General features: G+C 55.3%; 18 protein-coding genes. 5 read left to right on the top strand and 13 right to left on the bottom strand.

The genetic code is table 11. From position 1 onward, the window contains the following. The first annotated feature begins 196 nt into the window (after positions 1-196). From pncB to ACNQ0T_RS18515, 4 genes are all read left to right on the top strand, one after another. On the top strand, positions 197-1,399 hold the full coding sequence (gene pncB / locus ACNQ0T_RS18530; protein ID WP_023299736.1) for a nicotinate phosphoribosyltransferase: 1,203 nt from the start codon (positions 197-199) through the stop codon (positions 1,397-1,399). Between the two features lie 168 nt (positions 1,400-1,567). Further along, positions 1,568-2,968 (top strand): asparagine--tRNA ligase, encoded by a 1,401-nt coding sequence (asnS, locus tag ACNQ0T_RS18525; protein ID WP_038415785.1) that lies wholly within the window; start codon positions 1,568-1,570, stop codon positions 2,966-2,968. Between the two features lie 606 nt (positions 2,969-3,574). Then, the gene (gene ompF / locus ACNQ0T_RS18520) at positions 3,575-4,633 is read left to right on the top strand and encodes a porin OmpF (RefSeq protein ID WP_023299735.1); all 1,059 of its coding nucleotides are present in this window, start codon (positions 3,575-3,577) and stop codon (positions 4,631-4,633) included. A 184-nt stretch (positions 4,634-4,817) separates the two neighbouring features. Beyond that, positions 4,818-6,008, top strand: a complete 1,191-nt coding sequence (locus tag ACNQ0T_RS18515; RefSeq protein ID WP_063147655.1) for an amino acid aminotransferase — start codon at positions 4,818-4,820, stop codon at positions 6,006-6,008. 52 nt (positions 6,009-6,060) lie between these two features. On the opposite strand, the gene ACNQ0T_RS18510 is transcribed toward ACNQ0T_RS18515, so the two are convergent. The 7 genes from ACNQ0T_RS18510 to cmoM all read right to left on the bottom strand — a co-directional run bounded on the left by ACNQ0T_RS18510 (position 6,061) and on the right by cmoM (position 16,697). After that, positions 6,061-6,708, bottom strand: coding sequence for an MBL fold metallo-hydrolase (locus ACNQ0T_RS18510; protein WP_417930308.1), 648 nt, complete (start codon positions 6,706-6,708; stop codon positions 6,061-6,063). A gap of 20 nt (positions 6,709-6,728) precedes the next feature. Beyond that, positions 6,729-7,280, bottom strand: coding sequence for a YcbK family protein (locus ACNQ0T_RS18505; protein ID WP_003858202.1), 552 nt, complete (start codon positions 7,278-7,280; stop codon positions 6,729-6,731). Between the two features lie 175 nt (positions 7,281-7,455). After that, positions 7,456-9,279: a L,D-transpeptidase gene (gene ldtD / locus ACNQ0T_RS18500; RefSeq protein ID WP_417930307.1), complete on the bottom strand. Its 1,824-nt coding sequence runs from the start codon at positions 9,277-9,279 to the stop codon at positions 7,456-7,458. A 179-nt stretch (positions 9,280-9,458) separates the two neighbouring features. Beyond that, entirely contained in the window at positions 9,459-13,907 is a 4,449-nt protein-coding gene (mukB, locus tag ACNQ0T_RS18495) for a chromosome partition protein MukB (RefSeq protein ID WP_023299731.1), read from the bottom strand. After that, entirely contained in the window at positions 13,907-14,611 is a 705-nt protein-coding gene (gene mukE / locus ACNQ0T_RS18490; protein ID WP_003858208.1) for a chromosome partition protein MukE, read from the bottom strand. Before mukE ends, mukB begins: the two co-directional genes overlap by 1 nt. Next, a complete protein-coding gene (mukF, locus tag ACNQ0T_RS18485; protein WP_022647635.1) occupies positions 14,592-15,914 on the bottom strand; it encodes a chromosome partition protein MukF in 1,323 nt (440 codons plus the stop codon). The genes mukE and mukF overlap by 20 nt, the downstream gene beginning before the upstream one ends. Before the next feature lie 3 nt (positions 15,915-15,917). Further along, on the bottom strand, positions 15,918-16,697 hold the full coding sequence (gene cmoM / locus ACNQ0T_RS18480; protein ID WP_006809373.1) for a tRNA uridine 5-oxyacetic acid(34) methyltransferase CmoM: 780 nt from the start codon (positions 16,695-16,697) through the stop codon (positions 15,918-15,920). A 120-nt stretch (positions 16,698-16,817) separates the two neighbouring features. On the opposite strand from cmoM, the gene elyC reads away from it, so the two are divergent. After that, the gene (elyC, locus tag ACNQ0T_RS18475) at positions 16,818-17,597 is read left to right on the top strand and encodes an envelope biogenesis factor ElyC (protein WP_022647634.1); all 780 of its coding nucleotides are present in this window, start codon (positions 16,818-16,820) and stop codon (positions 17,595-17,597) included. Here elyC and ACNQ0T_RS18470 read toward each other — a convergent pair. The 6 genes from ACNQ0T_RS18470 to msbA form a co-directional block, all read right to left on the bottom strand. Continuing rightward, the gene (locus tag ACNQ0T_RS18470; protein WP_023299729.1) at positions 17,574-18,467 is read right to left on the bottom strand and encodes a YcbJ family phosphotransferase; all 894 of its coding nucleotides are present in this window, start codon (positions 18,465-18,467) and stop codon (positions 17,574-17,576) included. The genes elyC and ACNQ0T_RS18470 overlap by 24 nt on opposite strands. A 130-nt stretch (positions 18,468-18,597) precedes the next feature. Next, the gene (gene kdsB / locus ACNQ0T_RS18465) at positions 18,598-19,344 is read right to left on the bottom strand and encodes a 3-deoxy-manno-octulosonate cytidylyltransferase (protein WP_417930306.1); all 747 of its coding nucleotides are present in this window, start codon (positions 19,342-19,344) and stop codon (positions 18,598-18,600) included. Further along, positions 19,341-19,523, bottom strand: coding sequence for a protein YcaR (ycaR, locus tag ACNQ0T_RS18460; protein WP_003858220.1), 183 nt, complete (start codon positions 19,521-19,523; stop codon positions 19,341-19,343). The genes kdsB and ycaR overlap by 4 nt, the downstream gene beginning before the upstream one ends. 45 nt (positions 19,524-19,568) lie before the next feature. After that, positions 19,569-20,798 (bottom strand): winged helix-turn-helix domain-containing protein, encoded by a 1,230-nt coding sequence (locus ACNQ0T_RS18455; protein ID WP_417930305.1) that lies wholly within the window; start codon positions 20,796-20,798, stop codon positions 19,569-19,571. A 43-nt stretch (positions 20,799-20,841) separates the two neighbouring features. Beyond that, positions 20,842-21,819 (bottom strand): tetraacyldisaccharide 4'-kinase, encoded by a 978-nt coding sequence (gene lpxK / locus ACNQ0T_RS18450; RefSeq protein ID WP_417930304.1) that lies wholly within the window; start codon positions 21,817-21,819, stop codon positions 20,842-20,844. Then, positions 21,816-23,564, bottom strand: coding sequence for a lipid A ABC transporter ATP-binding protein/permease MsbA (gene msbA, locus ACNQ0T_RS18445; RefSeq protein ID WP_023299725.1), 1,749 nt, complete (start codon positions 23,562-23,564; stop codon positions 21,816-21,818). The genes lpxK and msbA overlap by 4 nt, the downstream gene beginning before the upstream one ends. Positions 23,565-23,586: the final 22 nt, after the last annotated feature.

Below are 23,586 nucleotides of genomic sequence, written 5' to 3'. Positions count from 1 at the left end.
ACGCGCTATGCAGAATGTTCATCTTTTCAGGCACAACGCCGTTTTTGCTACATTTTTATAACACGGGGCACGAAATGCGCTCGACCATAAAGTGTGCTTATGTTGTGATCGGGGTTCAATAAATCACTAAACAGGGTATACTCCGGAGTTGTTTATTGTACTAAACGCTCCCGTGAGAGGATGCTACAGCGCACCTATGACTCAATTCGCTTCTCCGGTTCTGCATACGTTGCTGGATACCGACGCGTACAAGCTGCATATGCAGCAAGCCGTGTTTCACCACTATCATGATGTTCATGTTGCGGCGGAATTTCGCTGCCGGGGTGACGACTTGCTGGGTATCTACGCAGATTCCATTCGTGAACAGGTCGATGCCATGCAGCATCTGGCGCTCACCGATGACGAATATCAGTGGCTTTCAGGCCTGCCTTTCTTTAAAGCGGACTATCTGAACTGGCTGCGTGAGTTCCGCTATAAGCCGGAACAGGTCACCGTCACCAATGATAACGGCAAGCTGGACATTCGTCTGACCGGCCCGTGGCGCGAAGTGATCATGTGGGAAGTGCCGCTTCTGGCCGTGATCAGCGAGCTGGCCCACCGTTATCGCTCCCCTGAAACCGGTGTAACGCAGGCGGTTGCCGCTCTGGAGAATAAACTCGTTGAGTTTTCCAGACTGACAGAAGGGCTGGATATGTCCCGCTTCCGTCTGATGGACTTTGGCACGCGCCGCCGCTTCTCTCGCGAGGTTCAGGAAGCCATTGTCAGACGTCTGCAACAGGAGCCGTGGTTCGTTGGCACCAGTAACTACGATCTGGCGCGTCGCCTTGATTTAACGCCGATGGGTACCCAGGCGCACGAATGGTTCCAGGCGCACCAGCAGATCAGCCCTGACCTTGCCAACAGCCAGCGCGCCGCCCTCGCCGCGTGGCTTGAGGAATACCCGGATCGGCTGGGTATTGCCCTTACCGACTGCATTACCATGGACGCGTTCCTGCGCGACTTTGGCCCTGAGTTTGCCGAACGCTACCAGGGTTTGCGCCATGATTCCGGGGACCCGGTTGAATGGGGTGAGAAAGCCATCGCCCATTACGAAAAACTGGGTATCGATCCCATGAGTAAGGTGCTGGTCTTCTCCGATAACCTTGACCTGGCGAAAGCCGTCGACCTTTATCGCCACTTCTCATCGCGGGTGAACCTGAGTTTCGGAATTGGTACGCGCTTAACCTGTGATATCCCCCAGGTGAAACCGCTGAACATCGTCATAAAGCTAGTGGAATGTAACGGTAAGCCGGTCGCGAAGCTCTCCGACAGCCCGGGCAAAACCATCTGCCATGACAAAGCGTTTGTCCGCGCATTACGTAAAGCCTTCGATCTGCCTCAGGTTAAAAAAGCCAGTTAACGGCTTCGGGGGAGCCTTCATGGCTCCCCTTCTCTTATTAATTTCTTATTTCTTCTCTTAAGACGGTGAAATTTACTTGTCTGATAGCGGATGGCAGGTAACATAGATATCCCCCCTATCAGGGCGGACAAGTGTTTATTTTTTCCGACTATTAACAGAGAGAATATTATGAGCGTTGTGCCTGTAGCCGACGTACTCCAGGGCCGTGTCGCCGTTGACCAGGAGGTCACCGTGCGCGGATGGGTGCGTACTCGCCGAGATTCTAAAGCTGGCATCTCCTTCCTCGCCGTCTATGACGGTTCCTGCTTTGATCCTGTACAGGCCGTCATTAATAATTCTCTGCCCAATTACAATGATGACGTTCTGCACCTGACAACCGGCTGTTCCGTGATCGTCACCGGTGTTGTGGTGGCCTCTCCGGGCCAGGGTCAGAGCTACGAAATTCAGGCGACCTCGGTGGAAGTGACCGGCTGGGTTGAAGATCCGGACACCTATCCGATGGCTGCAAAGCGTCACAGCATCGAATATCTGCGTGAAGTTGCGCACCTGCGTCCGCGCACCAACCTTATTGGTGCAGTGGCGCGCGTGCGTCATACGCTGGCGCAGGCGCTGCATCGATTCTTTGACGAGCAGGGTTACTTCTGGGTGTCTACTCCGCTGATCACGGCATCCGATACCGAAGGCGCAGGTGAAATGTTCCGCGTTTCAACGCTGGATATGGAAAACCTGCCACGTACGCCGGAAGGAAAAGTCGATTACGACAAAGACTTCTTTGGTAAAGAAGCCTTCCTGACGGTTTCCGGCCAGCTCAACGGCGAAACCTACGCCTGTGCGCTGTCTAAGATCTACACCTTCGGCCCAACCTTCCGTGCGGAAAACTCTAACACCAGCCGTCACCTGGCGGAATTCTGGATGCTGGAGCCGGAAGTCGCCTTTGCCGATCTGAATGACGTGGCTGGCCTGGCAGAAGCGATGCTGAAATACGTGTTCAAAGCCGTTCTCGAAGAACGCGCAGACGACATGAAATTCTTCGCTGAGCGTGTCGATAAGGACGCCATCGCCCGTCTTGAGCGCTTCGTCTCCGCAGACTTCGCGCAGGTGGATTACACCGACGCGGTCGCTATCCTGGAAAAATGCGGTGAGAAATTCGAAAACCCGGTTTACTGGGGCGTGGATCTCTCCTCCGAGCATGAACGTTATCTGGCAGAGAAGCACTTCAAAGCACCGGTTGTGGTGAAAAACTATCCGAAAGACATTAAGGCGTTCTATATGCGCCTTAACGAAGATGGTAAAACCGTTGCCGCGATGGATGTTCTGGCGCCGGGCATCGGTGAGATCATCGGTGGCTCCCAGCGTGAAGAGCGCCTGGATGTGCTGGACGCGCGTATGCAGGAGATGGGCCTGAACCCGGCGGACTACAGCTGGTATCGCGATCTCCGTCGCTACGGCACCGTTCCGCACTCTGGCTTTGGCCTGGGCTTCGAACGTCTGATTGCTTACGTAACAGGTGTTCAGAACGTACGTGATGTGATTCCGTTCCCACGCACACCGCGTAACGCAAGTTTCTAACCGACCAAATCATTAATGGCCAGCAAATGCTGGCCATTATTTAATCCTGCAATGTCAGTTTTCGTCAGTCAAAAGTAAGCGTCTATAAACCACAACCCCGCAATTCCCTCTACCTGTTACGTTTTGTTTCCACGAAATATCCTTAGACAAAAAAATAACCCTATTCTTATTGCGCTTAATGCAATCCTTACGCAATAGCACAAAAAACAACCACTTTCACAGCCATCTGGATGGCTTTTGTCGATTATAAGAAAAAATGAGCCGTTTAACTTCTGTTTATACGAAAGGCCTTTAGCTAAATTAAACATAAGGAAATCATATATATAAGAATAAAGTGGAGGTTTAATTCACCAGAACGCGCTGAAGTTTGAGGTGCTTCACAAAGTTCCCAAAAATACATATTTAGTTACACATATTTTCTTTTGGTAACTGAATCTTGAAGATTGTAGCACTTTCAGTGTAGCGAAACGGTTCTATGAATGGAAAGATGCCTGTCAGACACATAAAGACACCTAACTCTCATCAATAGTTCCGGAAATATTTATTGACAGAATTTATTGACGGCAGTGGCGAGTGTCATAAAAAAACCAATGAGGGTAATAAATAATGATGAAGCGCAATATCCTGGCAGTGGTAGTCCCTGCCCTGCTGGTAGCCGGTGCAGCAAACGCTGCTGAAATCTATAACAAAGACGGCAACAAATTAGATCTTTACGGGAAAGCAGTTGGCCTGCATTACTTCTCTGATTACGCGGGCAACGATGGCGACAACACTTACGCGCGTCTGGGCTTCAAAGGTGAAACTCAGATCAACGATCAGCTGACTGGCTACGGTCAGTGGGAATACAATTTCCAGGGTAACAACTCTGAAGGCGGCGATGCGCAGAACGGCAACAAAACCCGTCTGGCATTCGCAGGTCTGAAATTTGGTGACGCAGGCTCCTTCGACTACGGGCGTAACTACGGTCTGGTCTATGACGCAATCGGCATCACCGATATGCTGCCTGAGTTCGGCGGCGACACCGGCGCGAGCGATAACTTCTTCGCAGGCCGTACGGGTGGTCTGGCGACTTACCGTAACAGCAACTTCTTCGGCCTGGTTGACGGTCTGAACTTTGGTGTTCAGTACCTGGGCAAAAATGAACGTGATGACGCGGTACGTTCCAACGGCGACGGCTGGGCGACCTCTCTGAGCTATGACTACGAAGGCTTCGGCATTGTTGGTGCTTATGGCGCCGCTGACCGTACCAACAACCAGCAGACGCTGGAATGGGGTAAAGGCGACAAAGCTGAACAGTGGGCAACCGGCCTGAAATACGACGCGAACAACATCTACCTGGCAGCCATTTATGGCGAAATGCGTAACGCAGCGCGCCTGGGCAGCCGTGGTTTCGCTAACAAGTCTCAGGACTTCTCTGTTGTCGCTCAGTACCAGTTCGATTTCGGCCTGCGTCCATCCATCGCTTACTACAAATCTAAAGCGAAAGACGTAGAAGGTATCGGTGACGAAGACTACATCAACTACGTTGATATCGGTGCGACCTACTATTTCAACAAAAACATGTCTACCTATGTTGACTATCAGATCAACCAGCTGAAAGACGACAACAAGCTGGGCATCAACAACGACGACATCGTGGCTCTGGGTCTGGTTTACCAGTTCTAATCAGCACACCTCGTTGCTATATGCTTAATGAACAGGGCTTCGGCCCTGTTTTTTTATTCCCGAGAGAAAATAATAGCGACTTTTGAAAAGCCGCACGCTTTTCGTCGCAAACGGTTGGCATTTTGTAAATCTACCGTTAACCTGATAGCGGATTTCACTTCTGTAATCACAATGGAACTTCGTCATGTTTGAGAACATTACTGCCGCTCCTGCCGACCCAATTCTGGGCCTGGCCGATCTGTTTCGTGCCGACGACCGCCCTGGCAAAATCAACCTGGGTATTGGTGTATATAAAGATGAAACCGGCAAAACTCCGGTACTGACCAGCGTCAAAAAAGCTGAGCAGTATCTGCTGGAAAACGAAACCACCAAAAACTACCTCGGTATTGATGGTATCCCTGAATTTGGTCGCTGCACCCAGGAGCTGCTGTTCGGCAAAGGCAGCACCATTGTGAGCGAAAAACGCGCCCGCACGGCGCAGACCCCAGGCGGTACCGGCGCACTGCGCGTGGCGGCAGATTTCCTGGCGAAAAACACCTCTGTGAAGCGTGTCTGGGTAAGCAATCCAAGCTGGCCGAACCACAAGAGCGTGTTTAATTCTGCGGGTCTGGAAGTCCGTGAATACGCCTACTATGACGCGGCAAACCATGCGCTGGACTTCGATGGTTTGCAGGCCAGCCTGAGCGAAGCCCAGGCGGGCGATGTGGTGCTGTTCCATGGCTGCTGCCATAACCCAACTGGTATCGATCCTACGCTTGAACAGTGGGAACAGCTGGCTAAGCTGTCCGTTGAAAAAGGCTGGCTGCCGCTGTTCGACTTCGCTTACCAGGGCTTTGCCCGTGGTCTGGAAGAAGATGCTGAAGGTCTGCGCGCATTCGCCGCCGTCCATCAGGAGCTGATTGTCGCAAGCTCCTATTCCAAGAACTTTGGTCTGTATAACGAGCGTGTCGGCGCCTGTACGCTGGTGGCCGCTGACGATCAAACTGTCGATCGCGCATTCAGCCAGATGAAGTCCGTGATCCGCGCTAACTACTCCAACCCACCGGCACACGGTGCGTCTGTAGTTGCGACGATCCTGAGCAACGATGCGCTGCGCGCAATCTGGGAACAAGAGCTGAACGATATGCGTCAGCGCATTCAACGCATGCGTCTGCTGTTTGTGAACACGCTGGCTGAGAAAGGCGCCGACCGTGACTTCAGCTTCATCATCAAGCAGAACGGCATGTTCTCCTTCAGCGGCCTGACCAAAGAGCAGGTGCTGCGCCTGCGTGAAGAGTTTGGCGTCTATGCCGTTGCCTCTGGCCGCGTGAACGTTGCAGGTATGACGCCTGACAACATGGCGCCACTGTGCGAAGCCATTGTCGCGGTGCTGTAACCTGCACCCATAAAAAAAGCCTGCATCGCGCAGGCTTTTTTATTGAAAGGGTTTACCAGACAGGCATTTCATCCTGAAGGAACGGGTTATGCAACCGCTCATCGCCAAGCGTTGACATTGGTCCGTGACCAGGGATAAACGTCACATCATCACCTAACGGTAATAACTTCTGCTTAATCGACTGAATCAGCTGACCGTGATCGCCGCGTGGGAAATCGCTGCGTCCTACGCCCCCTTTGAAAATCACGTCACCGGAAATCAGCAGGCGTGACACGTCATCAAAGAAGACAATATGGCCGGGCGTATGCCCGGGGCAATGCAACACCTGTAAAGTTACATTCCCTACGTTAACGCGATCGCCTTCGTTCAGCCAGCGGTCCGGTGTCAGTGGCTGACAGTCATCCAGACCAAACATGCGGCTTTGGGCAGGCAGCCCCTGAAGCCAGAACTCATCTTCTTTTTCCGGGCCGATAATCGGCACACCGTAGTGTTCAGCCAGTTCAGCCGCTGCTCCCACATGGTCAAGATGGCCATGGGTCAGTAAAATCTGCATCAGCGTTACACCGCTGGCAGCGACTTCCTGCTTGATTGTCTCAGCGTCGCCACCGGGATCAACAAGCGCGGCCAGTTTAGTTTGTTCACACCAGATCAATGAACAGTTCTGTGAGAACGCGGTAACCGGAATAATACGATATTTCATACTGCTCCTGTGTTTCGTTATTACCAGTGCCGAACCGGCCCGGTATCAATATGCACAAAGTTGCTACGTGGGTAGTATCCTACACCACCTGCGCGCATAGATAACGCCGCTTTGCGAATATTGGCTAACGAAACGCCTTCAATATGGAAATCCATCGCCTGCCCTTTGGTGTGATAGCTTTTTTTCGCTACCCCACGGCTGTGGGCGCGCAGTTCATTGTTGGTATCCAGAGAGCGATAGCCAGAAATGAGTTGCACCGGCCTTTTGGTCCCCAGCAGTCCCTGCAAGCGGTAAAGCTGATCGAATAATCCAGGGTCGATGGCTTTGATTTTGTTCGCGCGGAAATCACGGAAAAAATGGTTGAGTCGTGCTAATTCATCCTGAATATAGCCTCTGCCATCGAAAAATTCCGCTTTAAGCGTCTCACCAGTATGCAGATTGTTGAGCGTTAAAATACGCGGACGAGGTGTCGAGAGGGTGGCAAATGCTGGCGTCGGAAGGATGGCTGCTGCGCCCAGCGCAACGCCACCTAACGCCAGCAATTTGCGGCGATTAGCGTCAAATTTGTCCATGATAATCAGGTCTACAGGTAAAAGAAATTGTCAATATGCTTAGCGCACGAAGGGCACCATAACTGGCAAAGCCTGCTACGTCAAGGCGCCCAATCCCAGTGAATACGCGGCTTTCAGCCAGATCGCCTCATATTCACCATAACTTACGACAATCATTTTTACCGAACTACTTCATTTACCTGATTAATTGTTCCGCTTTTGGCAAGATTTGTGCGCCGGATCGCGCTGTCAGATCATAATTGTAAATATCTGTACGATACTGGGTACGTCCGTCCGCGCCCACAAACGCCGTCAGATAGTAAAGATTGACCGGAATATTGTGGCGGATATTGACGTAACGCGTATCCCCCTGCTTCAGGGCATCTGATATCCGCGTATCGTTCCAGCCTGCATCCTGCAACAGCATATTCGCCAGTTCGGAGGCCTTATTCACGCGAACGCAGCCAGAACTGAGCGCGCGTGCGTCTTTCTGGAACAGATTATGGTTCGGGGTATCATGCAGATAGATTGCGTCCGAACTTGGCATATTGAATTTGTAACGTCCGAGCGAGTTATGCGCACCCGGTGCCTGCTGGAAACGGAACGGCAGGTTCGAAGGCGTAATCGTTGACCAGTCGACCATCCAGGGGTCAATCGCTTCTTTGCTGTTCCAGCCACGCATCACCGTATAGTTATGTCGCTCCAGATAGCCCGGGTCATTCCAGACCTTAGGCAGGATATCTTTGCGCGCCAGCGTCGGCGGCACGTTCCACGGCGGGTTAACCACCACGTTATTCAGCGCGCTGCTCATCATCGGCGTTTTGCGGTCAGGTCGACCCACAATCACGCGGGACGCCAGCACTTCGCTACCGTCCTGATAGTAGACCAGAGAGTACGCCGGAATGTTGACCATAATGCCGGTGGATAACGTGCCCGGCAGCAAGCGCAAGCGCTGGATATTCAACGCCAGCACCCCTGCCCGCTGGGCCGGAGAGACGTTCAGCCAGTCGCGAGTCGATGGACCAATCACGCCGTCGGCGCCCAGCCCCTGCGCGGCCTGGAACTGCTTCACTGCCGCGACCAGCTCGCGATCGTAAGCGGCGGGCTTATTGCTCAGCGCAACGGCGGTTTTCTCTTTTACCGGCGCCGACGGGCTGACGACTGCGTTTTGCGTATCGTCGCCGGGCAGCGCAATTTTAGGGCCGCTGTCAAGCATGCCAGACCGTTTCATAATTTCGCGAATCGCAGGCACATCGCTGCTCCATTGTCCCGGACGCAGCGTTGCTGTTCCACGCAACTGAGGCCACGGGCGGGAATCCGCGACCAGCTCAAGAAGCGACTGATGCATCGTGGCATACTGCGGGTGGGCGGGCTCAAGGCTTGCGATAAAGCGCGGCAGTTCACCGTTGTCCAGCGACAGCTGCCACTGATTAATGACGGACAGCGCGGGCGTCGCCAGCTTGTACGGTTTACTGCTGTATAACCAGCGGTTGCCGTTCACCGAAATCCCCGCCACAAACTGCAAGTAGCCCATCATGGCATCAGACAGCACCACGTCACGCGCCTGTCCGGTTACGGCAGGGTCGGTCAGGTGTTCAACCCAGGTCGTGAACTGTGGCTGAAAACCTGCAATCGCCACTTCAGCCAGCTGCTGCTGGAAAGCACGTACCGCCTCGCGATTTTCCCACATCGGTTTCATATCGCGCGCAGCGTAAAGCAGCGTGAGCTGGTTAATATAAGCGGGGGTATAGCCCGAGGGCAGCCCGGTCATAAGCTGCTGGCGTAATGATTCAGTATCGATGCCTTCCGGCAGCGGTTTAATGCCGGCCATGATGGCCGTCGCCGGAGACTGATCCAGCGGTTGTGACAGCGACGTCGGCTGCGCGCCCATCGTCGCGGAGCTGTCAGTCGGTACAATTTCAGGCTCATCGGCCTGAGCGGTAAACAGTGGAGCAAACATCACTGTCAGGCACAAACTCAGCGCAGACAGCTGACGACCACGATCTTTCTTAAGCAACATCCCTTGCCCCCTGTTTTTCACGACATGCCCAGTATTCTGGAGCTTTCCTTCAGTATAGAAAGGCATACACGCTGCTGCCTTACCTTATGTAAAGAAGTTTAAAGATAACGCAGCCCTGAACACAAGTTAAGTGAATAAAAAAAGCGACGCCTGAGCGCCGCCTTTTATCATACCCGGGGTTAAGAGGCGTCAGCCGTGCCCGGTAAAGACTCCGGAGGCTGCGGCGCAAAGCCACGCAGACCTACGACGTGTACATGTTCACTGTTCTGGAACACTTTACGCACCAGCTTATAGGTTGTCCCTTTTTCCGGACTGATGTTTTCCGGCGCCGCGATGATGAGCTGCATATCGAGTCGCTCGCAAAGCTCAAACAGCGTGGCGATGGAGCGGGCGTCGAGACGCGCGGCTTCATCGAGGAACAGCAGACGGCATGGAGAGATGTCCTTGCCGCGCAGACGACGCGCTTCATCTTCCCAGCTCTGCACCACCATCACCAGAATCGACATACCGGTACCGATGGCTTCACCGGTAGAGAGCGCACCGGATTCCGCGCGCAGCCAGCCGTCTGAGCCACGGTTAACCTCAACTTCCATTTCCAGATAGTTGCGGTAGTCCAGCAACTCCTCGCCGATGGTTTGCGGCGTACGCTGGCCCATGTCAATCTGCGGATTCAGACGCTGATACAGCTTCGCCAGCGCTTCGGAGAAGGTCAGGCGGTTACTGTTGAACAGATCCTGATGCTGCTCATGCTGTTCAGACAACACGTCAAGCAGCGTGGAGTGCGCCTCACGCACGTTCACGTTCAGCCGCACGCTGTTGACCTGGCCAAACGACACGCTTTGCAGGCCCTGGTTCAGCTGACGGATACGGTTCTGCTCGCGCTGAATGGTTTTACGAATAATATTCGCCACGCTGCGGGAGCTGATTGCCAGCTTCTGCTCGCGGGAGGTCAGCTCCTCCGTCAGACGGCCCAGCTCGATCTCCATCTGTTCGATCGCTTCAACCGGATCGTCGGTACGGATGATGTCCTGACGAATACGCTCGCGTAAGTGCTGATAAACCGCCACGAAGAACTGAATTTTGCGCTCAGGACGCTTCGGATCTTCGGACATGCGCAGCACGTCGCGCAGGTGTTCATTGTCCGCCACGGCAAGACGCAGCGCACCCAGCGCCTTATCCGACATAGAGCGCAGTTCATCGGCTGACAGGTACGCCAGCTCGCGACGGTGCAGACGACGCTCCACGTTGTTGTCCTTCACCATGCGCATCACCGCGCACCAGCCCGCCTTCGCGGTCACAACCTGTTCACGCATCTCAAAATAGTCGCGCTCCAGCTTGCGCAGACGACGCGTCAGGTTGTCCATCTCCGCCTCACAGAAGGTCAGCGCTTTTTCGAGCTGATTACGACGCGCACGGTTGTTGCTGAGCTGAGCATGCAGCTCATCGCGGCGAATACGCGCCCGCTCTTCTGCGCCGCTGTCGGCGCGCACGCCAATGTCCTGCAACTCTTTATGCAGGTCATTTAACAGCTCTTTCTTGGTGTCGAAGGAGCTTTTCAGCGACGCCATGACCTGGCTGTACTGGCTCAGCTGTGCAGCGTGAGTACGCATCGCTTCACGGGCGCGCGTTCGTTCCGCTTCGGCCTGCTCAAGACGCTGGCGCAGCTTTTCATTCAGATCGCTGTTCCCGCTCAGCATTTCTGCTGAATCGGAGTAGCCGAAGTGTGCGCGACGTTGCACCACTTCCGTGAGGGCAAACGCCTGCTGACGCGCTTCGCGCTGCACCTGCTGTGACCAGGCGTAATCTTCTTTTAACTGCTCAAACTGTTCCGGGTCGCTCTGGAGAACGGAAACCATCGGCTCCAGTTTTGCCAGCTGATTGCCGTGTTGCTGCACAAAGCGCGCCGCTTCCTGCGCTTCGTCCAGACGTTCCTGAATCTCATCCACGCGGTCGGCGAGCGTATCGTCCGCCAGCAGGTTCAGGCGCGGCAGGATGCGGTTAAGGGCCGCAACGCCCTCTTTCGCCTGCTCAAACTGCACGCGACTTTGCTGGTTGTCATTTTCATGGCTGGCAAGCGCACGCTCCAGCTCACCGCGGCGGGTGTTGAGCTTACGAATTTCGGCTTCCGGATCGGGCTGAAAGGCAACGCCCAGATGGCTGCCGATAAAGCGGCTGAACGCCTGATGCAGACGCTGGGTTTTCTGCACGTCAAACGACAGGGTCGCAAAACGCTCTGAAAGCGTTTCACGCTCGGCGTGCAGGCTTTCAATACGGTTTTCACGCGCGGCGCGGCCAAACAGCGGCAGTTCCGGGAAGCGCGAATAGCGCCACTGGCGATCGGCGATTTTCACCACCACCGCTTTTTCCAGCTCGTCGACGCTGAATACGCTGTCATCAAACGACTGCGGATCCCCTTCGATGAGGTAGAGATCTTCCGGGCAGTCTTCCAGCCCTGCAAGCTGGTCAGAAATCAGCGACAGATCCGGCACTACAATCGCGTTACGGGACGGACCGTACAGCGCGGAGAAGTACGGCGCATCGTCCAGGCCGACGTCGTCGTAAATTTCAGACAGCAGCACGCCGCCGAAACGCTCGGCTAACGCATTCAGGCGCGGATCTTCTGAGCCGCCAGGCTGGCTTAAACGCTCGATTTCTTCATCGACGTCACGCTTGCGCGCGCCCACTTCGTCACGCTCAACAATCGCTTCGCGTTCGCGCTCCAGCAGCTGTTGCATGTATTCGGTGACGTCCTGGCTGGAGGCAAACTCCTGACCACACTGCTCGCTGAGCTGGTTCAGGCTGCTTTGTGCGGCCAGCCAGATCGGCGCACGCTGTAAGAGCGTCTTCGAACGGGACTGAAGCTGTTCCAGCTCCTGACGCAGCGTCATGCGCTGTTCGCTGGCGTTCGATACGGTATCGGACAGGGCCGCAATACGCGCTTCCAGCTCCTGATGCAGAGCCTCAAGCTCGTCGAAATCGTAATTTTTACCCTGACGTTTGCAAAATTCCGCCAGCAGACGCTCAGCTTCCTGCTGTTCACGCAGACGCTGTTCCAGCTCGTTCAGGCGCATGCGCAGCGGCTGCACCTGCTCGGCCAGATGGCGCTGATTAACGCCGTCGCGCAGCAACTCACGGGCAACGTCCCATGCTTCGTTACGCGCCAGCGGACCGTTGATCGCCACCACCAGCTGGTACGCCTGCTCAAACTGGCTGTGTGCCGTTTGCGCCACGCTCATTTTCTGATCGAGAGAAAGCAGTTTCTCAGTGGCTTCCTGCTCTTTGGCCTGGAAGGTATCCAGCCATTCGTCAGCGCTTTCAGGGGTCAGGTCCGGCAGGTGGCACAGCTCTTTGGCACGCTGCAACGCCTGCAGCGCCTGGTTGTATTGGATCGCGCGGGTCTGCTGCACGTCCAGCGCCTGCTGGTAGTCTGCGAGCTGGCTTTTCAGCTCATCCACTTCCAGCTCGGCAGCTTCCGCGCGGGCTTCGTTCTCTTCCTGCAAATCGGCGGCTTCTGCCACCACTTCATTTTGCTCTTCAAGACGAATTTGCAGCTCATCGAGATCGGCTTCATAGCGCTCGATTTTTTCCTGCTGACGCAGCGCGGTTTGCACCAGGTTCAGATGATCGCTGGCCGCCTGGTAATCGGCTTCCAGATCCCCTTCGGCACCGTTGTGCTCGCCCAGTTCGCGCGCCATTTCGACATGCTTATACTGCTCGGCGACCAGCTGTTTGCGGGAGGTAAACAGCTCGCGGCGGTATTCCAGCGCCTGATCGAGATGAATACGGCGCTCGTTGGCGTGACGCATATAGTCTGCCGCCACGTAGTTGGTGGCTTCGCTGATCAGGTGCTTAAACAGATCGCGGTCAGATTGCGTAACGCGAATCGCTTCCAGCGTCATGCGGTTTTCACGCAGCGCGGCTTCCATATCCTGGAAGGCCTTACGCACGCCGCTGTTTTCCGGCAGCAGGTAGTCGCGCAGGGAGCGGGTAATGGCGCTTGAAATACCGCCGTACAGGGAAGCTTCAATTAGACGGTAGTATTTACTACGATCTGACGCGCTGCGCAGACGACGGGCCACCACGCCGAGATCGAACATCAGAGAGTGGTAGTCGGTAATGGAGTTAAACTGCTTAAACTGCACGCCTTCGATGGCTTCCAGCTTGTCTTTCAGCTCCTGGAGCGTCAGAACGCGCGCCTGTCGTTCATTCAGGGTTTCCGTCAGCAGCGCGGTCGGCTGCACGGAGGTTGGCAGCCCCTGGATCGCAAACGGTTTGATATCTACTTTACGGTCGCGGCCGGCAACCTGCTGCAGGCGCACGCCTACAACCACGCGCTGATGACGGGAGTTGATCACGTCCAGCACCGAATAACAGACGCCCGCTTTCAGCTTACCGTGCAGCCCTTTATCTCGGGAGCCGCTCGTTGCACCCGCTTCAGTGGTGTTACGGAAGTGCAGCAGGGTCAGGTCAGGGATCAGCGCCGTCACGAAGGCCGCCATGGTGGTGGATTTACCTGCCCCGTTACCGCCGGAGAGCGTTGTCACCAGCTCATCCAGATCGAAGGTTCGGGCAAAGAAGCCGTTCCAGTTAATCAGCGTTAGTGAGCGAAATTTACCGCGTTCAATCATTACTCTTCCTCCCCGCTATCCGGCTGATTCTCTTCGTGCTCGTCATTGAGCTGCAAATGGTTTTCCACCGGCATCGCTTCACCGTCACGGATCATGCGCAGCTGTGCTTCACGCGCATCGTCACCCGCACGCACATCGGCACCAAAGCGGAAGACCGATTCGGTAATGCGGAACTTGCTGCTGTCGTGACCCATGAACCAGACCATTCCCAGACGGCGCAGACGGTTCAGGGAAGAGCGAACTTTTTCCTGTAATTTCTGACGGTCCAGATCGGACCCCGTCGAGCGGTTATTTACCAGCTTGAGCAGCTTGCTTTCATCCGCCAGCGACAGCAGCTCATCGTAAAGCTCCTGCTGGGTGAAGATCCCTTCATTCGCCAGACGTTCCGGGCTGAGGTAGAGGTAGCAGAGAATTTTGCCGACCATCATATCCAGTTCGGAAAGCACCGAGCGCGGAATAAGCGTAGTAGAGCGCGGACGCAGGTAGAAAAACCCTTCCGGCGCGCGGATCAGCTCAACGTTATAGCGAGCGTAAAACTCTTCCAGATACTCCTGAAAGTCCATCAAAAAGGCGTGATTATCCAGCTCGTCAAGGCCAATGTGACGACCGGCACGCAGCTGGCTGTCCAGCGCCGGAAACAACGGATTCGCCAGCGCCTGTGCCAGCTTAACTGGCATCACTTGTTCAATATTTGTCAATGACATGCGCCTGTACCTTGGCTCCGTAATCGTTAATCGGCTGCCACTTCGGCGGCAGTCCGGTGAAATCGGCTTGTGCGATGCCCAGGCGCACCGCCTGGTCTACAACAATGCGGGCTACATCGAAGTGGCGCGCTCGCGGATACTGCGCCAGATAGTCGCGTACCACGAGGCCAAGATCCAGCGGTGCTTGTCTGGCTTTATAGACAGCGAGCTGTTCTTCGATCATCGCCGCAAGCTGCTCGCGAATTTCGTTAAATTCTTCGTATTCCAGATCCGGCGGCAGTTCCCCGGTGACCTCTTCATCACGCAGCGCCATCTCTTCGTCGCGCATATCCAGAAGACGATCGGCGTTGGCGTAGGTCAGCGCCCACGGCGCATCAAAGTAGGTCTGTACCGACTGGCGCAGACGCTGAGCAAAGACGCGGTTCTTATCCATATCGATGGCGGTACGGATAAATTTATGCACGTGGCGGTCGTAACCGATCCACAGGTCGATCGACTGCTGGCCCCAGCTGATAATGCGGTCAAGCTTACTCTGCAAATCAAACACCAGACGGTCGATAAAATGCAGATCGTCGTGCGCCATCGTCGCGTCCTGGATGCGCAGCAGGTTGGCCTGTAGCTTATCCCCAGCCGCCTCCAGCGTATCCTGCAACTCACGTAGCGTACCGGACGTTTCTGACAGCAAAAGTTCACAGCTGGAGATGGCCGCACGCCAGTCTTTATTCAGCAGTTGAGCGATATCGTCTTTGACCTGCTGCTGCTGTTCGTCCATCAGACGTTGAGTCAGATCGATACTGTCGAAAATCTCGGCGACCGAGTATTTTAGCGGCGCGTAAACGTTGCGATGCCAGTGGAATTCGTCACCGTTTTCATCAGCCGCGTCGGCGGCACGCTTCAGCTCGCCTGCAACAATGGAGAGCTGCATGGAGAGACGCAGCGTGGAAAATTCGCGCTGGCGGATGTAATAGTCGGTAATGCCAATGCCCAGTGGCGTAAGACGATAGATGGCGTTTCCTTCCGCCTGCTCGCTGGTAAAGCGGTTCAGCAGACGTTGACGCACCATATCATTGATTGCGTTGTTGGCACGCACGCTAATGGTTTCGCTGGTTTGCTCAAACGCATCACTGACGTGGCGGAACGCATCCACCAGTTCGCCTTCACTCATTTCGCCATCCAGGCGTTCGCCGTTTAGCGTCGCAACCGCCAGCAGGAATGAGAGTCTGTCTACCGGCAGCGAGATGGAGAAATCGTTTTTCCTGGCCCAGGCAACCAGTTCGGGGACTGTCTGGGAAAATTCACTCATAGATTATCCTTGCATCTGCGGCTTGCGCGCGGTGACGTGGATATAGCGGCCAAGGCTCAGATAAGGCTCCTGGCGGCAGTACCGCGTCTCTATTTCTGTTAAGGCGTCTAAACAGTCATCCTGTTTTTGTTTATCACGCAGATAATCATGAAACACCCTCACGCCGGTTTTGCCGGTAATTTCCCAACCGATCTCCTCCAGCCAGCCATAGACCTGCTGCGGTTCACGGGGGAAATCCGGTGAAAGCGTGCGTCGTTTCTTTTTATACATGCCCTGCTGTACATAGCCAAAATTGCCGACCAGCACGTTTCGCATTAGCAGGCCGTTGGCATTGTAAAACATCAGCGATAACGCACCGCCCGGGCGCAACATCGACCACAGCGTTTTTAACATCGCTTGTGGTTCGGCGACCCATTCGAGCACAGCATGAAACAATATCAGATCAACCTGCGTTTCCAAATGCTGCGGAATGTCCTGAGCGGCGCAATGTATAAAATGCATGTTGTCGCTCACACCTTTCTCTTCTGCCGCTCGCCCGGCGCGCGCAACCATCTCGGCAGAAAGATCGCAAAGCGTGACGTGATGTCCCCGCTGCGCCATCAGAATTGCAGTCTGCCCTTCCCCACCGCCGGCATCCAGTACGCGCAACGGTCGGTCACCAAATTCAGCCAGCAGCTTATCCAGATCCTGCCAGAGGATCGTCTGACGAAGCTGACCTTTGGTGGTGCCATAAATGTTGCGCGAAAACTTTTCCGCGATGTCATCAAAATTGCGATCCCGCATTGGGAGGGTTCCACTCACTGCAAAACCGCTATTTTGTCACACCCGCGCGGAGAATGAACCACTCTGGTGTAATATCACGGGCAATCGCCTGCTGTATGGTTAAAAAAGGAACCAAAAAGGATGCTTTTTACCCTAAAAAAATATATCGGAGGCATGATGCTTCCCCTTCCCCTGCTGTTGCTTCTCATCGCGCTGGGGCTGGCATTGATATGGTTTAGCCGCTTTCAGAAAAGCGGTAAATCCCTCGTCACCGTGGGCTGGCTGGCGCTGCTGTTACTCAGCCTGCAACCGGTCGCTGACGGTTTGTTACGCCCGATTGAAAACACCTACCCTACATGGCAGGGAAAACAGAAGGTGGGCTATATCGTGGTGCTGGGCGGCGGGTATACCTGGGATCCGAACTGGGCCCCCAGCTCAAACCTGATCAACAACAGCCTGCCGCGCCTGAACGAGGGGATCCGCCTGTGGCTTGCCAATCCGGGATCGAAGATGATCTTCACGGGCGCTGCGGCAAAAACCAACCCGGTAAGTACCGCTGAAGCAGGGGCAAGAGTGGCTGAATCGCTTGGCGTACCACGTTCCGCCATCATCACGCTGGATAGCCCAAAAGATACCGAAGAAGAAGCTGCTGCGGTGAAACAAGCCATCGGTGATGTGCCGTTCCTGCTGGTGACCTCTGCTTCACACCTGCCGCGCGCAATGATTTTCTTTGAGAATCAGGGCCTGCATCCGCTTCCTGCTCCGGCAAACCAGCTGGCCATTGACGCCCCGCTCAACCCGTGGGAACGGATAATCCCGTCCCCGGTATGGCTGATGCACAGCGACCGCGTCGGTTACGAGACGCTTGGCCGCCTGTGGCAGTGGCTTAAGGGTTCGTCAGGCAAGCCAGGGCAGGAGTGATTTTGCGGCCAGATCGAAACTGGCTCGATTAAAGCGCCCGGTGTTGACCAGTTGCGCCACCTCATCCCAGAGAAGATAGAGCCAGCGTCGCCAGAGAAAGGCCTCCGCAACGGGGGCGCGCTGAAGATAGTGCCAGAGCAAATCTTCCGCCGCCCCGCCCTCGCTCAGCCTGAACAGTTCGTACTCGCGCGGCGCCCAGAGCATGATCCCCGGCCCGACCATTGCCAGAAGCTGATCGCTGCGCGAGTCTTTAAGCATACTGCGCAGCGTGAAGTTGCCGTGAACCAGCACGCAGTTGTCGTTAAAACCCTCAAACAGCGTCGGCAGACACTCCCGGGTGCGGAATAAAATACGTTTGTCCTGCATCGTTAAACCGGTGTTGTTGAACTGGTTCAGCGTGCCCCACAGCACTTCAACACGCTGGCGATACCACAGCGGCCACAGGTTTTCTTGGGTGCTGTCTACTGCGCCAACAAGACCCCGGCTGTCCTGCCGATGCCAGGCAAGCAGAGCCTCGACAATTTGATCTTTCAGCTGTTCCCAGCGCTCCGGTGTACGCGTCGGGGCTTCAACAGAAACCCCGCGTAAACGTTCGATAAGCAAAACATCCGGGCCGGGATGCTCCTCATGGGTCATCACGCCGTAGACCGTCGGCATACGGACTGTCCCTTCCCGCGCCAGCATCGACATTTTCCAGGCCAGCTGTCTGGCGACGCCCGGCGAGGTAAAACTTCTGGCCATCAGCGGCATGGGGTTTCCCTGACTGTCGTACAACGACCAGAGTGCGGTATCGGCCTTTTCATTCACGCATTCCACCCGGCTTAGCTGTTCGCCAAGGAGATGGCTGAGTTCAGCACGCAGCTGTTCCATATGAGATTACCCCCATTAAGACTACTGCTTTTATAATGAGCGCGCGAACCCCGGATGTCACCCGGTCGAGATCAATAATGAAAAAGAAAAGGAAGAGAACATCCCCCCAGAAAGAGGGGATGGCAGCGAATTAACGCAATTCGACGCGTACGCGCTCGAGATCTTCAGGCGTATCCACGCCGGTGCCAGGGACTTCCTGGGCAACCGCAACGTGAATTTTCTCGCCGTACCACAGCACGCGAAGCTGTTCGAGCATTTCGATATGCTCAAGCGGGCTTGGTGCCCAGACGACATAGCGACGAATAAAGCCGGCGCGGTAGCCGTAAATACCGATGTGGCGCAGGAAGGTTTCGCCGATCGTCTCTTTCGATTGCGCGAAACGATCGCGATCCCACGGAATGGTGGCGCGGGAGAAATAGAGCGCGTAGCCCTCTGCGTCCATGACCACTTTCACCGCATTCGGATTGAACGCCTCTTCAGCGTGGTGAATCGGCACCGCGAGGGTCGCCATGCCAACCTTACGCTGGGCCAGGTTGTCGGCCACCTGACGGATAATAGCCGCCGGGATCATCGGCTCATCGCCCTGCACGTTCACAATCACCGTCTCGTCACTGAAACCGCATTTTTCGACGACTTCCGCCAGGCGCTCGGTGCCTGACTGGTGGTCGGCACGGGTCATGCACACTTCCCCACCCGCGGCCTCAACCGCTCGCGCGACATCCGGGTGATCGGTGGCGACGATGACGCGTCCGGCGCCCGATTCGCGTGCCCGTTCAAGGACATGCACAATCATCGGTTTACCGTTGATATCCACCAGCGGTTTACCTGGCAGGCGCGTTGAAGCATAACGCGCAGGGATAATGACAACAAAACTCATGGTTTGATCTCTTCTGCCACCAGAGAACGGGCTTCATTTTCCAGCAGGACCGGAATACCGTCACGCAGCGGGAACGCCAGGCTGTCCAGTTTGCAAATCAGCTCTTGTTTATCCTGGCTGTAATACAGTTTGCCGTTGCACACCGGGCAGGCAATAATTTCAAGTAAACGGTGATCCATAGTTCCTCCGTATGGGTAATTGCTAAAGCTTACCACATTCTTTTTTCAGGGAGTGCCTGTTTCCCAGCCACCTCGACAGGTCGTAAACAGCCCCGCAGGCACGCGACCGAGTACAATTTCATACGCCCCCTGCCAGCGCGCAAATTCACTGAGCGCAGACGTTAGCCCTTTTTCCAGGCCAGCCGTGACTTTTATGCCCTCTTCCAGCCAGAGAGCGATAATTTCAAGCGTGCCGGTTTTACGGTGCATTTTAGCGTCCATGCGCCCGACAAGCTGCCCTTTATGAAGCAACGGCAAAACAAAATAACCGTACTGACGCTTTTGCGCCGGGGTGTAGCATTCCAGACGGTAGCTGAAATCAAACAGCTGTTCGGCTCGCTTTCTGTCCCAGACTACGGGGTCGAATGGCGAGAGCACGGCACTGTGGGTCGCCTGGAGTTTGCCCTCTTGCGCCTGCGCCAGCAGAGGGAACAAATCCGCATGCAGCCACATTTCACCTAACGACTCAACCGAGACCGGCATCACGCGCTGTTCACGCTGCCACGTTTCCAGCAGCGGTTTTAGCTGCGGCTGACGCAGGCGATAATAATCCGCCAGCCACTGTGGGCGGAATATGCCCAGGCTGCGGGCGCTGTTCCCGAGCATGATGGCTTCGGCTGCGTCCTGAGACAGCAGGTCACGCGTATCGTCCCAGTGAGGCATAACGCGGTGCGTGAGGTCATAGACGCGCTGAAAGTTGCGGCGCTCGACCACCATCACTTTGCCCGACGTAAACAGCCCTTCAAGATGGCGTTTGTGCGGTTTCCACTCCCACCATCCGCTTGCGCCTTTTCGCGGGTGTTCAAAATCCGCGGAGCGTACCGGACCGTTTTCCTCAATATGGGCAATCAGTTGTTCTATTTCATCCGCGTGTTCCGCCATCCATTCCTGGCGGTATTTCCAGCCCATTTTGTCCGGGGCGAGCATGCGGTGACGCACCAGTGCAAAATCGCTGCGCGGGAGAAAACAGGCTTCATGCGCCCAGTATTCCATCAGTTCGCCCTGACTTAGCGCATTATCCAGCCACTGCGGAGGATAGTTTCCCAGGCGGCTAAACAGGACCAGATACGGGCTACGCGCCACGATGTTAATGGTGTCGATTTGCAGCAACGACATGCGTTGCACGGTAGAGAGGATATCCGCTGGCTGCGCGCGGCGGCGGGGCTTTTTCAGAAGCCCCTGGGCGGCAAGATGCAGGTTTCGTGCGGCTGCAAGTGAGAGTTGCGGTAGAGACATGCGTTTTCCTGTCAGTCAAAGCGCCACCGGAACCGCGTAGAAGTTACTGCACTAACGCGAGCAGTTCCTTGAGCAAATGTTCCGGCTGTTCGCCGCTGAGTTCAGCATCAACCGGCAGATACCACCAGTTTTCTTTCGCAAAGGCCCGGCATTTTACCGCGTCTTTTTCCGTCATGATCAGCGTCTGGCCCGGTGCGGCCAGCCTCTCAATCTCTTCGGCAACCAGCGCCTGGTGATCGGCCAGCGGTACCCGTTTCTCCAGCCGCGCGCCGCACTGCTCCAGCGTCGCGAAGAAACGCGGCGGATGACCAATCCCGGCCATCGCAATCAGATGATCCAGTAACGCGACGTCTTTACGCTCGCCGGTCAGCATATTCACTGCCTTTCCGGGACGAAGATGCATCGGGATCTCACCCGCTCTGGCTTCACCACCGTTTACAATCACGGCATCGACGCTCTTCAGGCGCGACGCACGCTCACGCATTGGACCGGCTGGCAGCCACCAGCCGTTGCCAAAACGCCGCACGCCGTCAATAACCACGATCTCTTTGTCACGCGCTAGCGCGTAATGCTGCAAACCATCATCGGTAATTATGATTTGTACGTCATGCTCTGCAAGCAGTGCCTTTACGGCATCACTGCGCACCGGCGATACCGCAACCGGCGCGCCAGTACGTTGGTAAATCAGTACCGGCTCATCACCGGCTTCAGCGGTTGTCGTAGCTGGGCTCAGCACCAGTGGATACTGCGCCGCTTTACCACCGTAACCGCGTGAGACAACTGCCGGGCGGATACTGCGCTTCTGGAGCTGTTCTACCAGCCAGATCACCACCGGCGTTTTGCCGTTTCCACCCGCCGTCAGGTTGCCGACCACCACGACCGGTACCGGTGCGCGCCAGGCGCGCTTGATCCCGAGGCGATAAAGCAGACGAATAGCACCGCTCACCAGGCCATACAGCCAGGAGAGCGGGAGAAGCAGCACCCACAGAGGGGATTCACCCGACCAGATGCGTGCAATCATTGACCGAACTGCATTTTATGAAGCTGCGCGTATACACCACGTTGTTCCAGCAGGTCCGCATGGCTGCCGCGTTCAACGATAACGCCGTCTTCCACCACCACGATTTCGTCAGCCTGTTCGATGGTCGACAGACGGTGCGCGATAACCAGCGAGGTACGGTTTTTCTGTAATTCATCCAGAGCCGACTGGATAGCGCGTTCAGATTCCGTATCCAGTGCGGACGTTGCTTCATCGAGGATCAGAATCGGGCTGTTGCGCAGCAGCGCTCGGGCAATCGCGATACGTTGACGCTGACCACCGGAGAGCAGCACCCCGTTTTCGCCAATGATCGTATCCAGACCGTTATCCATTTTGTTAATGAAGTCCATCGCATAGGCCATACGCGCCGCATTCTCGATCTCTTCACGGCTGTACTCTTCGGTACGGGCATACGCAATGTTGTTCGCCACCGTATCGTTGAACAGATGCACGTTCTGCGAAACCAGCGCGACCTGGTTACGCAACGACTGTAGGGTATATTCCCGCAGGTCGTGACCATCAAGCAGGATTTCGCCCTGGTCGATATCGTAAAAACGGGTAATCAGGCTGGCAATAGTCGACTTGCCCGAACCGGAACGACCGACCAGTGCAACGGTCTTACCCGCCGGGATGGACAGGCTGATATCACGCAGCGCCGGCACTTCACGGCCTGGATAGGTAAAGGTCACGTTGCGGAATTCCAGGTCACCTTTAGCGCGCTCGATCACGCGTGTACCTTCATCTTTTTCCTGTTCGGAATCGAGGATGCTGAACAGCGTCTGACAGGCTGCCATCCCGCGCTGGAACTGGGCGTTGACGTTAGTCAGCGATTTCAGCGGACGCATCAGCGCAATCATGGATGAGAACACCACGGTAATGGTACCCGCAGTCAGGGTTTCCATGACGCTCGGGAAGCTTGCTGCATACAGGACGAAGGCCAGGGCCAAAGAGGCAATCAGCTGAATGATCGGATCGGAAATCGACGAGGCCGATACCATTTTCATCCCTTGCAGGCGCATTTTGTTGCTGACCTTGTCAAAGCGTTTGGTTTCGACTTCCTGACCGCCGAAGATCAACACTTCCTTATGGCCTTTCAGCATCTGCTCGGCGCTGGTAGTCACCTGCCCCATCGTATTCTGCATATTTTTACTGATGTTGCGAAAACGCTTTGATACCACGCGGATCGCGATGGAGACAATCGGCGCCAGCACAATAAGGATCAGCGACAGTTGCCAGCTGTAATAGAACATCATCGCAAAAAGACCGATGATGGATGCGCCTTCACGCACAACGGTAATCAGTGCGCTGGAAGAGGACGACGCCACCTGCTCTGAATCGTAGGTAATACGCGACAGCAGGGTACCGGTTGACTGTTTGTCAAAGAATGAGACTGGCATCCCCATCATATGGCTGAATAACCGACGGCGCATGGTCATCACCACTTTACCGGATACCCAGGAGATGCAGTAGCTGGATACATAGCTGGAGATTCCGCGTAAGATCATCAGCCCAATAACCACCAGCGGCATCCATAGCAGCACTGAACGATCCGTTTTACCAAAACCGTCATCCAGTAACGGTTTGAGAAGCGATAACATAAACGTATCGCTGGCTGCGTTGAGGATTAACGCTACGCCCGCCACGATCAAGCCTGCTTTGAAAGGTGCAATCATCGGCCAGAGCCGGCGGAACGTTTGCCACGTGGAGAGATCTTTGTCGTTATGCATTCAAAAAACCAGCATTTGTTGA

Origin of the sequence: Enterobacter cloacae complex sp.6700776, assembly GCF_048284255.1 — a bacterium.
GTDB lineage: Bacteria > Pseudomonadota > Gammaproteobacteria > Enterobacterales > Enterobacteriaceae > Enterobacter > Enterobacter intestinihominis.
This window is presented reverse-complemented; position numbering and strand designations above follow the sequence as displayed.